Origin of the sequence: Beggiatoa leptomitoformis (assembly GCF_001305575.3) — a bacterium.
GTDB classification, from domain to species: Bacteria; Pseudomonadota; Gammaproteobacteria; order Beggiatoales; family Beggiatoaceae; genus Beggiatoa; species Beggiatoa leptomitoformis.
In genome coordinates, this window is record NZ_CP012373.2 from 3,967,301 (window position 1) to 3,984,182 (window position 16,882).

Sequence of the window (16,882 nt, forward strand, 5' to 3'; positions counted from 1 at the left end):
TTAATATAGTTCCCACGTAATTGGGATAATAATCCATTCAGTAACTGCCTTACCTGCCTGTTTTGCAGGTATATAACGCCAACGCATTACGGCTGCATAAGACGCTTGGTCTAAACGACTAAATCCACTACTTTCTTTAATTTCTGCCTGTTCTGCATAACCTTCGGTATTAACCATCACACGCATTAAAACCGTTCCTTGCTCATTATTTTTTCGCGATAAAAAAGGATAAGCGGGTTTAGTATTATGTAAATATTGAGCTTTATAATCTGCGGGTGTATAACTTTCTCCAAGCGTGCTATCAGGTAAATCCGCCGTTTTATATTTTGCCCACAAACTTAAACCTGTTGGTGTTGGCACAGCAGGTGAGGAATCAACAGTAAGATGATTTTCTGTCGTTTTGTTGGCTAAGACAGGTTTTATAACTGGTGATTTCGTCGGTGATGTTTTTTTCTCTACTTTTTCCGTTTTTTCACTAATGGGCTTGGTTATTTTTTTTATAACTATTTGCTTTTGATTGTTTTTTGTAGCAACAATTGGCGCGGGTTGAGCAGGAATGGGAGCAACAGCGGGGGGAGGCGTTTGTTGAACGGGAATAGCGGCGGGCGGCGATGTAATAACAGGAGAGGGTGATGTAACCGCTTGTATAGGAACAATTAAGCTTACCTGCAACGTTTTTGCAGGCGTTGATGGACGTTTTTCTTGTGAAACATAAAGCAGTTTCCAAACAATCCACCCATGTACGGCAAGAATAACCAACAAGACAATGAGCATTTTCAGTGTCTTTACAAGAAATGACATAACTATTCACTAATTGGGTTTTATGAGAAATAACCGAAGGGTTGAGCCTAAAACAGCGTGATTCAGTATAACGGATAGTCAGGAAAGGTAAATAAGCAGTACAAAGAAAAAAGGAGGGGACACGCGAACACTTGCTTGTCACCCTACCCTAAAGATTCAGGAGCTATATCACTCGCAGAATAACTATTCAAAAACCTTGCCATTTATTTGCTCCGCGATGAATTTTAAAAAAATAAATATAAATCAATTTATTATGTATTAACTTTGTCAGTTGAAACCAAAGCGGGTTAAAAAATCATTCGACAAATCTATAAACATGTATATAATTACACTATGTGAATAAACACATAAATAGAGACCACTTACTATGGAAGAACTAACTTCTCGTCAAAGACAAATCTGGGAATTTATTGTACAACAAATAGATACTACCAGAATGCCACCAACTCGTGCAGAAATTACCCGCGCTTTCGGGTTTAATTCCCCCAACTCTGCCGAACAACATTTACAAGCCCTTGCAAAAAAAGGTTATATAGAATTATTAGCAGGCTCATCAAGAGGTATTCGTTTACTTAAGGGGATTGGTTTACCCGTTATTGGTAGAGTTGCAGCGGGACAACCCATCTTAGCAGAACAACATGTAGAAGGACGTTATCAACTAGACGAAACCCTATTTCACCCGCGTGCTGATTACCTTTTGCGTGTGCAAGGTCTGAGTATGCGCGACATAGGCATTTTAGATGGTGACTTTTTAGCAGTACACCGTACCGAGAAAGCCAATAATGGGCAAATTGTTGTTGCTCGCGTGGATGGTAATGAAGTAACTGTTAAACGGTTTCAACAACAAGACCATGAAGTTCAACTACTACCAGAAAATCCAGATTTTCAACCCATCATCGTTGATTTACGAACGCAACACCTAGCCATTGAAGGATTAGGCGTAGGCGTGATTCGAAGCAATAAAATTTTGTAAAAACTCAAGATTAACGCTGTATTTGATTATGTTAGCGGCATAGTCAAGACACAACAATATTTTTTCCCTCTTTAGCAAGCGAGGTTAGCATCATGTTGTCTGTTCAAACCCTTCACAACCGCACCACAGCATGGGCAAAACGGATTTTATCCGCTGTCCTACCCACTCCTATCCTGCCTATTGAACTTGAAACGCCTGACTTGCCAGAAGTCACGCTTGCGACACCTGTCGACATTAACAGCGATGACATTTGTTTTAATACCGTCAAACAAGCCATTTTAAGCCGTCACTGCCTGCCAATCCCTAACCAACTGAAACAAAATTATAATTTAACCTACGCAACCGCAAAACACTATTTAAATCGTTTAGTAGAAACAGGTCATCTACTTCGCGAAACAAACGGACGCTACATCCTTAACCGCGATAACCCCGCAAACCAAGTCGGTTTTAACCAACTCGCACAACGCCTAAAACGGATGAATTAACAAGGAAAATCATTTAAAGAAGCGCAACACAGGAGGTTTTATGGGAATCACGCTAACCGATGCACACGGCACGACAGCACAACAACGCTTTAAAAAACGACGGGTTAAGACAGAAAAAGCCCTACAAAAAATTCGCCAACGTCCCAGTAGTCTCAGCTTATTTGTTAAATATTTCTTTATTCCACTGATATTACTAATGTTCTGGCTGTTTCTTAAAGTTGACATCCGCTTAAATGACACTCACGAAGTCGGACAACGTTTATACACCTTAGCTGCTTTTTTAAGCCAATAAAGCAGTCAGGGGGAATGATGAACCTAATACACCTGCGCCAAAATACACTGCTGTTTTCTGCCTTATTTGTCGCTATTGGCATGGCATGTAATGCCATTTTCTACTGGCATCTTGCCAGCGACGCGCTATCTAGCGTGATTTATGTGATTTTAGGACTCAGCTTCGACGGCTTCAAAATTCTCTTATTACCGCTGGCTTTTGTATTCTTTGTCGTTTTACAACGTCCCTTTATGGCATTTGCCAGCGTGACGATTTGGCTTTGTCTAACCGTTATTTCCCTAATAGCGGCCTATGGCTTTTTTACCACCGTACAAGCCCAAGCCGAAAAACAAAATTTACAAGAAAGCCCGCAATATCAATCTTTACAACAATCGCTTACCAATATCAATGCACAACTAGATAAGCTCGCCAGCTATGCAAGCATTGATGTAGTCGGCATTCAACAAAAACTTGCACAAAACCAACAACCACGATTACAACAACTACAACAAGAAATGTCCGCGTATGCAGAACCCGACTGCACCCCCAAACGCGATAAAAATGGGAGCAGTTTTAAAAGCCGAGCAGTTGAGTATTGTAACCAACTCAAAGCAATAGAGGCAGAAATGCAACCCTATCTCGCACAAATAGAAAACTATAATCAATACCGCGCCCTTATGACTAATCGGGAAAGATTACTCAATCAACTGGCTACTTTTAACCAAGCAGAACATCTTGTAGAAATAGTCAATCCCACGTTTATTGCTATAGGTAAACAAATCAATATGGAAGGTGATGCAGTAAAACGGGCAATCCTTACTTTTACCGCTATTGCAACGGAAGTATTAGGTACATTTGCGGCGTTAGTCGTTGCCATTTTGTCCATTGGCAACAAGATAAACGACAAAAAACGCAACGCATATAAAGTAAAAATTGATGAATCTGAAGAAAACAATGCAACGGATGCAACAGAACCAACAAATCGACTTGGGCGTTACGATACAGGCATCCGCACAGGCATGGATAACCGTTTTAAAGAAGTGACTGAAGCAATTTTAACGGGTGATTGCTCGCCTACCCTGTCACAACTGCAAAAACGTTTCAGCATGGGAACACCCGTTGCTAAAGATTATTTATCCGCATTAGCCGAACAAGGTCATCTAGTCCGTAAAGAAAACGGACAATACAAATTAGCTGAATAAGATTAACCGCTTATCCCGTTTGCACCTTTTCTTGTTTGTGGGAAAAGGTGCTTTTTTTTAGTTTTGGGGTTAAAAGTACGAAATTAATCACTTAAAAATTATTTATAGCTAACGCACTTTAAAATGATTATTGTAGGGTGGAATGGGCGCAAGCCGTATTCCACAACAGTGCAAGCTTTCTGCATAAACTCAGCTATTTTTGGCGTTTTATGGTGGAATACGCTACGCTATTCCACCCTACATTAAGCTGCTTTTTAAGTTGCGTTAGCTATAACGAGTAAATTTGATGCGCTCTTTTTACTGATGTTCTGTTTAATCTTTTTATAGTACTGTTGCTATATCTTATTTCAATAGTTATTGAAACCGATAATTAAATTCTAAAAAATAAGTGCGTCCTTCCAATGGTAAATCGTAAGGAATCGGTAAAATTCCTTGCGTATTTACTCCTAAACTTGGTTCTGTGGCATATTCATCAAAAACATTACGGATTCCTGCCGTGACTTCCCAAGGCTTAGGGGCTGGGGTGTAGTGCAGAGTCAGATGTGTCAGCGTGTAGTCCGCAACGGGGGGGCGTGGGTCTCCTTCAATACGTTCACGCTCACCCGTCCATTGCACCTGTAGATTCAGTTTCCAATGAGGCGCGAAAAGCCAATCTGTACGGAAATAGGCAGAATGGGCAGGGTGTGGAATACTCCCTTCATCAGCCGTTTCACTCGTTTGTTTATTATCTTGAAACGCATAATGTCCACTGAGCAAGAGATTATCTAACGCTTGCCATTTTACTTGCCATTCAAAGCCTTTGCCTTTTTGCGTCGCAACGTTTTGTGCAAGAAAGGCTTGAGGGTAATTATCAGGCGGGGGAATAACAGGTAAATATCCAATCCCTTCATCAAATTGATAATAAAATAAATTTAAATCGGTTTGCAACGTTTGTACAGGGCGATAATTAAATCCTAACTCTATGGTTTTAATAGTTTCTGGCTCTAACTCTTTATTTCCCAATGAAACTGGGTTATTCCGTCCATAAAGCTCTAAAAAAGCAGGTGCGCGAAAGGCTTGCCCGTACAATAATTTACTGGTTAATGTCGGCGTTGTTTGCCAGACAAGTGCTATGCGCGGGTTTAACGTTGTGCCAAAATCAGAATAATAATCATAACGTAAACCTGTGGTTAGTTCCCAATGTGGTGCAAAGTTGTAGGCATCTTGAATAAATGCGTGCCAATTTTGGCGAATGCCTGACTCCAAAAAACTATTGGGGGAATTTGACCAACTTAACAAATAGGCCTTTTCGGGTAGCTCAGGATAATACGTTCTTACATCAGTAACATTATATAAATCACCATATTGATACCCCATTCCAAGACGGATGAGGTGTTGTTGCCACCCTTTATAAAATGCGTTGAGATTGAAACGGCTTTGTACTTCGCTCGTGCCTACATTCGCGCTAATGCCATCGTAATAACCCAACGCACCCGCAGGGGCGACTAGCAACAATTTATCTGCGTGCCATCGTTGCTGATGGTAATTCCCTTGCACACTAACTTCCCAGTCATCTGTTTTAGTTGGAATTTGGTAGGTTAAATCCGTATAAATTTGGTCACTTTGATAACGTCCTTCTGGGTCAACACTTTGTAATATCCCCATGCCATTACCCAAATTGCGCCGAATTTTTGTCCCACCGTGCCATTGCCAACGAACGGTGCTTAAACCTAATTGCAGGTCTAATGCTTCCTCGCTACGGCTTACACTACCCGGTGCAAGAGAGCTTTTTGTGCCATAGAGTTTATCGATTTGAGAGTAAAAATCTTCTTGAACAAGACTTTTATCGCCATCAGTATCACGGTATTGCAGAGAAAAACTAGTCTCTATTCCCCGCCATTTATCACCATGTAATAACCATGTTTCATAAGTATCGAAACTGCCAATCCGCGCACCTGCTTCAGTTCCATTAATATCAGCCGCACTTTTAGTAATAAGATTTATCACCGCAGAAAACGCATCTGCGCCATACATAGCAGACCCCGGTCCACGAATAATTTCAATCCGCGCCAAGTCACGAATAGGAGTACTGCCTTCTGTCAATAATCGCCCGCCGTTATACAAAGAAGTGATAGGAATACCATCACGTAACATCAACACATGCGGGTTATAAGGCGAGCTATGCACACCACGCACAGAATAATAAGGGGCATAATTAAAAAAATTGCGGGAAACTTGAATACCGGGGACAGTTGCAAGAACTTCATCTAAGGTTTGCGCGCCTAATGCGGCTATATCACTCGCGGTAATCACCGTTGTTGTTGCTGGGGCTTTATTAATTTCTTGTGTCGTACCTGTTGCAATACTGGTAACTTCTACCTCCATCAATTCTTCTAAAGAAAGATGTTTAATCTCTAATATCGTCTCTTCATCCGTTGCATAGACATTTTTGTCAACAATAATAAGTGACAAAACCATTAGGAGTAAAAAAGGATAAATAAGTGTAATAGATGAACGCATCTTTGAATTCTCAAAATAGTATATTATTACAACAACTAACTGTAAATAATGATTAAATTTCGTTTAAAGTACATCAGAATATCAAAAAAATCTGCAATTCTGATGTATTTACCCCTGCTAGACAAACAATGAACATAAATAGAATATGCAAAAATCATGAAAAAACTGAGCGTTATGCTTAATTATTTTTATAATCAATAAATTAATTATGCGGTTATTTTTATAGAAAAAAATGTAAAAGTTATCTTTTAAAATATAAATTATAATTTTTTACATAAAGTTAAAATGAAATCACTTCATGACTTCGATTAACAATAAAAATCATCATTACAAACCAACTGTTTTGTAGGTTTTAAATATATTATTTTTTATCATCACGCTTTATAAAATACCCTCCATTATGAGAAAATATGAGCGTTTTTAAGGAAATAATTTATAAAACAACGTGATAATTAAAAAAACTTATTTGATTTATGCCCTGTCATTTTTAGAAAAACATGATTTTTTTTCATACAACCGTTGATTACTTTTAACTAAATAATGAATGGATTATAACGCTATAAAAATCGTTTTCTATAATAATAATCGACTAAAAGGTTGCTTTTTTTGAAAAACTATTAAAAATAGTTTCTTTAACCAAAAAAGTGGCTAGATGGTTGCATACGTGAGAGTGACCACGTTGTAAAAACTAAAGAAATTAAAAAAGCTTTTTCTCTCTGTTACTGCTTCAAAGGATGAACTATGTATAAACTAGCCCATTATCTAGGGATATTGTTACTCAGTATCTCAGTATCACAGACACTTGCCGTAGAACCACCCACGATAACAGCAACACCTGATGAGGATTTAAACCAATTATCAAAAGAAATTTTATTAGAACACACGAATGTGGCAGTCAATGCGTTAACGGCTATTCATGCACACCTTACTGAACTAGTTGAACAAGAAAAAACCCTCACACAAGAAATAGAAGCTAAAACAGTTGAAAAAACGGCGTTTAAACTTCCCTCTCTTCCCCCTGTTACCGACATTATTACTGACCCTGAGCAAGCGCAATTATTTGTAAAAGCACATGAAACTCAATTAACAGCATTACAACAGCTCAGTGTTTTATTAAAAAGTTTGCAAGGGTTGACGAAAAAACATCAAGAAGTTGCCTTAAAATTGGCCAATGAAAATAAATTATTAGCTGATGCACAGACTAAATATTTACCGTTAGCCACAGCGTTAATAGCGCGCAAAGAAACAGGAGAACTAACGACCGAACAAGTACCTGATAATGTATTAAAATCACTTACTAATAATGAACAACCCGTTTTATTAGAAAAGGTCAACCAATGGCAAGCGCAAGCCGCACGAGACGAAGTAATTATTGCTGACAGTGAAACGCAATTAAAAACGCTGGCAGAACAGCAAACACAAGTAGAAACTGCATCTAAAAAAGCCGTTGAACAATTACAAGAAGCCAGTCAACGTGCAGAATGGCGCAAAGACTTTAATTCTCGACAATTAACAGATTTGATTGCCTTTTTTAACACCCGTTTTAATACATGGAATACAACGGTTGGCATTCTGAACGAACAAACTAAGTTACTGACTGAAAAAGTAACGGGCTTGACTGCACAACAAACTGCATTAGAAAAAGCGACTCCCCCCGATTCCTCACAATTCACGGTCACAGATGAACCCGTTAAAAGCCTACAAGAAGCCAAGCAGAATTTATTAATTGCACAAGCAAATCAAACCTTTCGTGAACAACAATTTGCTGAGTTAAATACCATTAATACAACGTTACAAGAACTGTCTGGCAAATTAGGACAGGACACTGAGCAAGCAGATAAACTACTAAAAGAAGGTATTGAGTTAGTTGTTTTAACAGAAGTTATTCAAAGTTTAAGCCAGACCGAAAGTGGTCAAAAAACCGTGCTGCCTGAAGCCATTACACAAGAGGTTATTCAAGAAACCGTGACGGTTGTTCGTGGTCAAGCCGACATGTTTAAAACCCAACAGACAAACTTTATGGCACTCGCCGATACGCTTAAAAAGCAGTTAGAAGATGCAAATACGGCATTAACTGAGGCAAAAACTATCGTTGTTACAGGAGAAAAACACTTAGAATGGGAAAAAGAATGGGTTGCGTTTTTAAAAGAAGTAGAAAAACTGACGAATGACGAACTCATTAGTAGTTTTCAAGGGACGTTAACCCAAATAGTCGACATACAAAAACAAGCAGAAACACAAACACTAGAAACAGACAAAAGTCGTCAAGCCTTAGAAAAAAACATGAAAGCCTTGACAGGACATAAAGACCCCGTTGCTTTAGACAATATAAAGCGAGAACAAGAATTTACACAATGGTATAGCGAACAAAACATACACCTAGACCCCCCCGTAAAACAAGTTGCGGTTACAGATACCCCAACAACCAGCAGTAGCGTAAAGACCACGACAGACACAACGCCTACAACGACCAATGCAACCACCACCACATCCACGACAACAACCGTTTCTCCCACCGTATCTGCTACAACGCCGACTGTTGAAGCCACCCCCGCACCAACTGCACCAGCTAAACGCCAAACAATAACCGAAGAGGCCATAGAAACCGCTCAAACACAAATGGAAAAAACTGTCGTGCGTTATTTACGCACCGTGCAAGAATGGCGCGAATTACGGCAAACTGTTTTAACACAATTAACAGAACATGAACAAAAAGTTAAGACCTTATTACAACGCTTGGAAGAACAATTAAGCCTTGCACGGCGGGCATGGGGTAGCGCGACATTATTACAAACAAAAGCCAGTCAAGGGGAAATAGCCCAAGAAACCTTACCGCCAACCATTAAAACATGGGTCTCACGTGAACAAGTGCTGACATTACAAACAGCGATTACGACGCTGGAAACGGAATTAACCAGTTTACAAAAACAACGAGACAGCATAACAGCTAACACATTGTATGAAGGCTACTTAAAGCCATTGCAAACATGGCGGGACAGCTTGGCACAACAAATAGGACAGTTACAAGAACGCTTAGGCTTAGAAAATAATTACACGCCGCCCGACGTTAAAACGATGGAAGAATTTGAAAAAAACAAACATGAACGAGAAGTATCCCAACGGATTGAAGCTGACCGCGATTTATATGAAAAATTCTTGGGTGGCATTGTTGGCAAACATACAGAAGAACTTGACCAATTACTTTATGGTTATTATGAACGCTTGATTAGTTTAGAATACCAATACAATAACTTAGAGGAACGTAAAAAACGTACACAAGCATTAATTAAATTGGCAGAAGCCCGTCGCCCAATGTTTGAAGAATTAGAACAACAGGTACGTAATACCCTCAATGTTGCCGAAACCCAATTTGATGTTGAACAAACCAAAGTTAAAACGGTCTTCTTTCCCGCCAAAACGACAAATCTGCTCAGTGAATTAAAAGAACGGACAGATATTAGTTTAGAAGTTAATGAGTTGCCAAAGCTACCGCTAGGTGTAGATGAACAAGCCTTATATGAAAGTAAAGTATTGTTAGTTAATAAATTACTTGAGCCATTTGTCAAAGTATTGGGCTATCGTGCATGGTTGACTGATATTCGCCAACAACGGGTAGAATTGGGGGGGATTGATACTGAAGTTGGTAAACTCAAGGAAGAAGTTGCAGGCTTAGAATCCAAACAACAAGAATTACAACGACAAATTTATAAATTAACAGGGTTTCCTGCCAGTGTCTTAGATAAAATAACCAAGGCAACGGATACACCCTTAAGCCAAAATGAACGCAACCAATTATTAACAGGGGAAATTAACCCTCTACGTGAAGACCGTTTAACAGAACTCAATTGGGCGACTGTAAGAACCTTAGGATGGCTCGTTTTAATTCCATTTATCGCATTTCTTTCTATTAAAATCATGTATTTATTTGGAAAACGGACAATTTCACGCGCCAGCCATCCTGATGAAGACCCCAATTTACGAAAAGAACGCGAAGAGCGCGTAAAAATTCTATTCCACGTATTCAGCACCGCGTGGACAATTCTGGTTGTTGTTTTATCCGTGATTTACATGTTTAAAGCCGTGAATGTGGATGTGTTGCCCCTACTTGCCTCAGCAGGAATACTTGGTTTAGCCATCGCTTTTGGGGCGCAACGTTTAGTCAGCGATTTCTTTTCAGGCTTTTTTATTCTCCTAGAAAATCAATTTAAAACAGGTGATTTAGTCACAATAGACCATGTCACAGGCAATGTAGAACGTGTAACACCACGCTTAACTATCGTTCGTGACACATTAGGACGCACACACTACTTTCCAAATGGTAGTATTGACCATGTTTATAACCATGTGCGCGGTTGGGAAGCGATTAATATTGAGATTCCCGTGCCTTATGAAGTTCCGACAGAACAAGTATTTACCTATCTACAACAAACCATTGATGAAATGAAATCAGACGAAAAGCTAAAACGATTAATTTTAGCCATGACTATTCGGGGCATTAACGAATTTGACGATTATGCAGTACGGTATCAACTTTGGATTAAAGCCCTACCTGATGAACAATTTGGCGTTGCCCGCGAATTCCGTCGTCGTATCAAAAAGCTATTTGATAACGCAGGTATTAAAATGCCACAACGCATGGGAATTGTGATACAAAAAGACCCAACATAAGCGCGTAGGCTACCATCCCCTAACATTTGGGTAGTGCTGAAGCAATAAGGACAGTAGCTAAACTTAATCTTTCCCCCGTTAATGGGGGATTCAGGGGGAAATCTGCGTTTAGCACTCCCAACAACGGAAACTTCCGAAATTCAAGCTCACAACACTAGACCGCATCACTATGCAACGACTTATTACCGCTATTATTTTTAGTCTATTCCTACACACCGCATGGGCTGTACCCGTGTTTCACGTTGATACACAACATAAAAATGGGCAAGACGTTGGTATCGAATTAGGTAAGGGGATTTTAGACAAAATTCCTGATTTTGGCGCGCAGGTGGACAAATTACTTGCAAGTCACTTTGATACATCTACTTATCAAACATTATTAGCCAACATAAAAAACTTTCGAGTAAAAATTCCTAAAGCCTATCAAGATGAATTAGAAGGACTTGCGACAATCGTCGTTTCCACCGCCAATAACCAACTGGGAGACGGAAAACTCTCTTTTGATGAATTATGGGCGTTTCAACACATTTTTGATAAAAATAACGTCATAAATGGTTCTGGATTAGGCGTATTTGGTGATTTAAACGGATTACAAACACCAATTATTGGCAGAAATGTAGAGATAGAACCCAACGACGCATTACGTGCTTTACAAGCAATTACGGTTTATAAAAATCCGCTAAATACGGTTGTTAATATTGGTTTTGCTGGTTATTTAGGGGTTATTTCAGGCTTTAACAGCGATGGGCTTTATGTTGGTTATTTCAGTGCAGGGGGTAACAATCTGGTTGATGATGTTGACGAATTAGTAAAACAATCAGCAACGTTTATGCTGCGTAAAGCCCTAGAAACGGGTAAAAATATTGGGCAAGCGACGAGTCTATTAATTCACGATATCTATTACTCACCCCACAATATACTACTCGCTGACCCTAAAAATATTAATGTCTTAGAATACTCAAATACCACACAAATTCGCCAAGCAGACAGCCCCCTACAAACCGAAATGCCTTGGCATAACCCGCAACAATTGGCGGTTTTAAATTGTTTTGTCCACCGCGATTCCCCTGCAAATTGTATTGACATGGCAGACCGCGCCCGTTGGAACCAATTTGACAGCCTCGCAAATTTTAGCCCCGAAACACCTGCTAATGCGCTACAAATAATGCAAATTATGCGCAATCAAGAAAATATACCATCAGAAGCCATTTTTACAAAAAATACCTTACAATCAATGGTTTTTGAACCGAAAACACGGCGTTTATTTCTTTATAATCAAACTGACAAAACGGCTGAACCGCCTGAATATCCCTTGTTTGCCGATATTGATAATCTTGTCGCTACCCCAGAATCTTATCTATCGCTGACACAAACGGATTATATTTTTATCATTGCGTTATTTTTAAGCATGGTTGCCATTATGTTTTGGGTTGCTCGCATCCGCTGGTAGGAAACACTTTATGGAAATTATTCAATTTTTTAGACAAGAAACAAATATTCCAATTCATCGAGTTATAACGGTTGGAATAATTGCAGGTTTTGCCAATAGCATGTTATTAGCAATTATCAATATTGCCGCAGAACAAGTGGCGAATAGTGTTTTTGAAGTACAACTATTTGTCCTCTATGTTATTGCTTTTGGAATATTTGCTTATACACAACGTTATTTGATGATACGCACAACAACGTTAATTGAAGAAATTGTGCGCAAAATTCGTGTACGTTTAACCGACAAAATCCGCCATTGTGAACTGCGTTTTATTGAGGAAAGTGGACAATCCGACTTTTACGCACAAATCACGCAACAAACCAGTTTAATTTCACAAATTTCATTACAAATGAGTCTGGCTATTCAATCACTATTTGTTGTATTGATTAGTCTATGTTATTTATTATTTATTTCCCCCTTAAGTCTATTAATGGCGATTATCCTCTTAGGTATTAGTATTCCTATCCATGTACTTAATAATTATAAAGCGAAAGAAAAACATAGTATTGTTGCTAAACAACAAACCTTATTATTTGAATCTGTCGGAAATATTTTAAATGGTTTTAAAGAGTTAAAATTTAATTATAAGAAAAGTAATGCTGTTTTTGAGCATTTGCAAAAAGTTGCATGTCTCGCAGAGAGTGCGAAAATTGAAGCAACGTATGTTGAAGTGACCTTGATGACATTTGTTCGCTTGTCTTTTTATATCCTGATTGCGTTGTTAATTTTTGTTATTCCTGCGTTTTTTGAAAGTTATTCTGGCGAAGTATTTAAGGTAGTCGCAACCTCATTGTTTATTATGGGACCCTTAACAGTGACGGTGTTTTATATTCCAACGTTAAACTTAGCGAATATTACAATTAAGAATATTTATGCGTTAGAAGATAAAATTGAAAGTCATTTAGACAGTCAAGAACGCGATTTTGCCCCATTTACAACATTTAATAGTCTGCAACTAACCGATGTTAGCTTTTCTTATAAAAATGTAGATGGAAGTGAATCTTTTTTTATCCAAAATATTAACTTAAGTCTTCAACAAGGCGAGATTTTATTTATTGTGGGTGGTAATGGGAGCGGTAAATCAACTTTACTTAAGGTATTGACAGGATTGTATTATCCAAGTGAAGGAACGATTCAACTGGACCAACAACTTATCGAACGGACGCATTATTATAATTATCGGGAATTATTTTCTACGATTTTTACCGATTTCCATTTATTTAACCATTTGTATGGCTTAGATAATATTGACGAGAAAAGAGTTCATGCGTTATTGGCTGAATTAGAATTGAATGATAAACCACGCTTTATTAATGGACAATTTACCAATCTTAATTTATCCACAGGACAGCGGAAACGGTTGGCATTATTAATCACCTTGTTAGAGGACAAGCCCATACTCATTTTAGATGAGTTTGCCGCAGACCAAGACCCGAATTTTAGACAATATTTTTATGAAACCTTATTGCAAACGTTAAAAACCAATGGTAAAACCGTGATTGCCGTTACCCACGACGATAAATATTTCCATCTTGCTGATAGAGTAGTAAAAATGGATTATGGCAAATTGGTTGCTTATCCATAATGGCGAATCCTGTCTTATTTTGGTTTGATTATGTTTGTTATATAAACAATGTTTTACAATATGTTACGGAGTTTTATTGTGTCAAGAGCAATGCCTATTCCTACCGATATTAAGTTGCATCAAAAATCTAAACATTTAGAAATCACTTTTGAATCAGGTGAGCATTTTGATTTTACTTGTGAATTTTTGCGCGTTTTTTCTCCTTCTGCGGAGGTGCGTGGACATACTGAAGCACAAGCGGTGTTACAAGTGGAAAAAGCGGCAGTCAATATTGAAAAAATTGAACCTGTTGGAACGTATGCGGTTATTTTATTTTTTGATGATGGACATAACACGGGCATTTATTCTTGGGATTGGTTATATCATTTGGGTATAAATCAGTCATCATTATGGACAACTTATTTGGCCGCGTTAGAAAAAGCGGGCAAAAGTCGTTTTGCGGTTACGCTTAAACATTAAGCATCATGCTTGAGAAATATAATGCCTCCCATCCCCTATACTGCCGCGTTATATCTTGCTGTTATTCAATTTTTATTTGCCAGTACATGGACGATATATGTGATTTATCTGCCACAGTTGCTGATGCAAGCAGGTATTGATAGCCAATGGTTACGTTGGATTTTATTGTGTGACCAATTAACTTTTATTTTTATGGATATAGGCTTAGGCTTTGCTGCGGATAAAGTACAACGTGCAGTGGGCAAATTGGGTGGGGTGATATTAAAATTTAGTCTGGTTTCTTGTGTCGCCTTTTTAGCCATTCCGCAAGGATTAAGTGCAACAGGGCTATTGGTTTTATTATTTATTTGGGTCATTAGTTCTTCTGCCTTGCGCGTGCCTCTCTTGGTATTATTGGGTAAATACACGGCTAAACCCCAGTTACCGATGGCAATTGCGTTGCAATCTGTGGGCTTAGCTGTTGCGGGTTCTATCGCTCCTTATTTGGGCATGTACTTAACGACGATAGACCCGCGCATTCCTTTTTTTATCAGTAGCATCACTTTATTATTAGCTATCAGCGGATTAGTTTATGTAGAAAAATGGTTGCAACGACAAGCAACGACAGCGACAAGTACCCCATCACCTGTTTTACCCGTTCCCCCAGTTATGTTATTTATTATCGCTTATTTATGTGCAGGCATTGGTTTTCAGGTTCATTCTGCATTTAATGGCACACCGCAACTTTTACAGTTTGTCAGTAAAGCTGAATTGCCGTATTTATTGCCTATTTTTTGGATAGGGTTCAATTTATTAATTTTTCCTATGGGTTTATTAATCAAACGGCTGGGTGTTTTTCCTGTTTTAATCGGGGTAAGTGTTCTTGCCGCAGGATGTGCATTTTTTGCAACCATTGCGACAACTTTAACGCAATTACTCATTGCGCAATTTTTTATGGGTGGATTTTGGGGCAGTATGTTTATTGCGGGTATCACTGCTGCATTAAATTTAGGCAAAACGGGCAAAGAAGGAATGATTTTAGGATTATGGTCTTCTATGTTAGCAATGGCCGCCTTTTTGCGGATTGGTTTGTCACTATCAGGCTGGCAAGAAACCACAGAAATACAAACACTATTGCCCTTACTGCCCGTTGTATTTTGGGCAAGTGTGGCAGGATTACTGATAATTATGTTACGGATTTATCGCCAACCTGCTAGATAAACACCTGCTTTTTAATTAAAAACCGTTTGAATTAGCTGATTTAAACAATGTATTTATCTCCTTTTAATCGCTTAAGAAAATAAAAACCAAAGCAACCTATGGCACGGCTTCAACCCCATCATTTTCAATATGATAACCCACTTATTTTAAGCAGTACTGCCTTGCTTTTGCTGGGATTACTGATGGTTGCATCGACATCGATTAATATCGCTGTCATGCAATTTAACGAACCGCTATATTTTTTCTGGCGACAACTGGTTTATATCATAATTGCCTTAATTCTAACGGTAATAACGATACAAATTCCCTTAAAATGGTGGCAAACAACCAGTATTCCGCTTTTATTTTCAGGAATGCTCATGTTATTACTGGTTGTGATTCCCGGTATTGGTCATGAAGTGAATGGCAGTATGCGCTGGTTTAGTCTAGGCTTTATGAGTATTCAACCCTCTGAACCAATGAAATTATTTATGATTTTATTCGTTTCAGGCTATTTAATCCGTCGTAGTCACGAGGTGCAAGAATCGCTTAGCGGCTTTGTAAAACCGATGGCAATTGTTTGTATTATTACAGGTTTATTACTGCTTGAACCTGACTATGGCGCGACAGTCGTCTTGTTTGGAACAGTGCTTGGCATGTTATTTCTAGCAGGCGTTCCGTTACGCCAATTTACCTCATGGATTGTAGTTGTATCCTTTGCCCTTGTATTATTAATGATTATTGCACCCTATCGTATTCAACGGCTCACCAGCTTTATGAATCCGTGGGCCGACCCTTTTGATAAGGGTTTTCAACTGGTACAAGCACTTATTGCGATTGGGCGCGGTGAACTTTTTGGTGTGGGATTAGGTCTAAGTGTGCAGAAACTCACCTACCTACCTGAAGCACATACCGATTTTTTATTCGCCATTTTGGCTGAAGAGTTTGGTTTATTTGGCGTATTAATCGTGATTGGTTTATTTGTATTCCTCATTCATCGCACCTTTGCAATTGCACTAAATGCAGAACGGCATGGAATGTACTACGCAGCCTATATTGCGTATGGAATTGGCTTATGTTTTGCGATTCAAACCAGTATCAGCATGGGGGTAAATTTGGGTTTATTGCCAACCAAAGGGTTAACGCTACCGTTAATGAGCTATGGGGGGTCTAGCATGATAGTCAATTGCATGATGTTGGGGTTTTTGCTACGAATTGATTATGAAGCGAAACGACTCAAATTTTCCTAGTTTTTAAACAGATTATTTAAG

The 16,882-nt window shown here is 38.7% G+C and carries 12 protein-coding genes; 10 read left to right on the plus strand and 2 right to left on the minus strand.

Translation table 11 applies throughout. The features are described 5' to 3' along the window. A complete protein-coding gene (locus tag AL038_RS16920) occupies positions 1 to 801 on the minus strand; it encodes an energy transducer TonB (protein WP_083991568.1) in 801 nt (266 codons plus the stop codon). A 367-nt stretch (positions 802 to 1,168) separates the two neighbouring features. Here AL038_RS16920 and lexA point away from each other — a divergent pair, with 367 nt between their 5' ends. The 4 genes from lexA to AL038_RS16940 all read left to right on the plus strand — a co-directional run bounded on the left by lexA (position 1,169) and on the right by AL038_RS16940 (position 3,732). Further along, on the plus strand, positions 1,169 to 1,774 hold the full coding sequence (lexA, locus tag AL038_RS16925) for a transcriptional repressor LexA (RefSeq protein WP_062154828.1): 606 nt from the start codon (positions 1,169 to 1,171) through the stop codon (positions 1,772 to 1,774). A 92-nt stretch (positions 1,775 to 1,866) separates the two neighbouring features. Next, a complete protein-coding gene (locus AL038_RS16930) occupies positions 1,867 to 2,259 on the plus strand; it encodes a hypothetical protein (protein ID WP_062154830.1) in 393 nt (130 codons plus the stop codon). Positions 2,260 to 2,299: 40 nt separating this feature from the next. Then, on the plus strand, positions 2,300 to 2,551 hold the full coding sequence (locus tag AL038_RS16935) for a hypothetical protein (RefSeq protein ID WP_062154832.1): 252 nt from the start codon (positions 2,300 to 2,302) through the stop codon (positions 2,549 to 2,551). A gap of 14 nt (positions 2,552 to 2,565) precedes the next feature. Continuing rightward, positions 2,566 to 3,732 carry a hypothetical protein gene (locus AL038_RS16940; protein ID WP_145917126.1) on the plus strand — a complete coding sequence of 389 codons (1,167 nt, stop codon included), beginning with the start codon at positions 2,566 to 2,568 and terminating at the stop codon, positions 3,730 to 3,732. Positions 3,733 to 4,086: 354 nt separating this feature from the next. On the opposite strand, the gene AL038_RS16945 is transcribed toward AL038_RS16940, so the two are convergent. Further along, complete coding sequence (locus tag AL038_RS16945) at positions 4,087 to 6,231, minus strand: TonB-dependent receptor plug domain-containing protein (RefSeq protein WP_062154835.1); 2,145 nt, start codon at positions 6,229 to 6,231, stop codon at positions 4,087 to 4,089. A gap of 741 nt (positions 6,232 to 6,972) precedes the next feature. Between AL038_RS16945 and AL038_RS16950 the strand changes: the two genes are divergently transcribed. From AL038_RS16950 to ftsW, 6 genes are all read left to right on the plus strand, one after another. Next, complete coding sequence (locus tag AL038_RS16950; RefSeq protein ID WP_062154836.1) at positions 6,973 to 10,899, plus strand: mechanosensitive ion channel domain-containing protein; 3,927 nt, start codon at positions 6,973 to 6,975, stop codon at positions 10,897 to 10,899. Between the two features lie 169 nt (positions 10,900 to 11,068). Continuing rightward, positions 11,069 to 12,349, plus strand: a complete 1,281-nt coding sequence (locus tag AL038_RS16955; RefSeq protein WP_062154837.1) for a C45 family autoproteolytic acyltransferase/hydrolase — start codon at positions 11,069 to 11,071, stop codon at positions 12,347 to 12,349. A gap of 10 nt (positions 12,350 to 12,359) precedes the next feature. Continuing rightward, on the plus strand, positions 12,360 to 13,973 hold the full coding sequence (locus AL038_RS16960; RefSeq protein WP_062154838.1) for a cyclic peptide export ABC transporter: 1,614 nt from the start codon (positions 12,360 to 12,362) through the stop codon (positions 13,971 to 13,973). Between the two features lie 78 nt (positions 13,974 to 14,051). Continuing rightward, positions 14,052 to 14,432 carry a gamma-butyrobetaine hydroxylase family protein gene (locus tag AL038_RS16965; protein WP_474117481.1) on the plus strand — a complete coding sequence of 127 codons (381 nt, stop codon included), beginning with the start codon at positions 14,052 to 14,054 and terminating at the stop codon, positions 14,430 to 14,432. A gap of 21 nt (positions 14,433 to 14,453) precedes the next feature. Further along, the gene (locus AL038_RS16970; RefSeq protein WP_062154841.1) at positions 14,454 to 15,632 is read left to right on the plus strand and encodes an MFS transporter; all 1,179 of its coding nucleotides are present in this window, start codon (positions 14,454 to 14,456) and stop codon (positions 15,630 to 15,632) included. Between the two features lie 98 nt (positions 15,633 to 15,730). Next, a complete protein-coding gene (ftsW, locus tag AL038_RS16975) occupies positions 15,731 to 16,861 on the plus strand; it encodes a putative lipid II flippase FtsW (RefSeq protein WP_062154843.1) in 1,131 nt (376 codons plus the stop codon). Positions 16,862 to 16,882 lie beyond the last annotated feature (21 nt).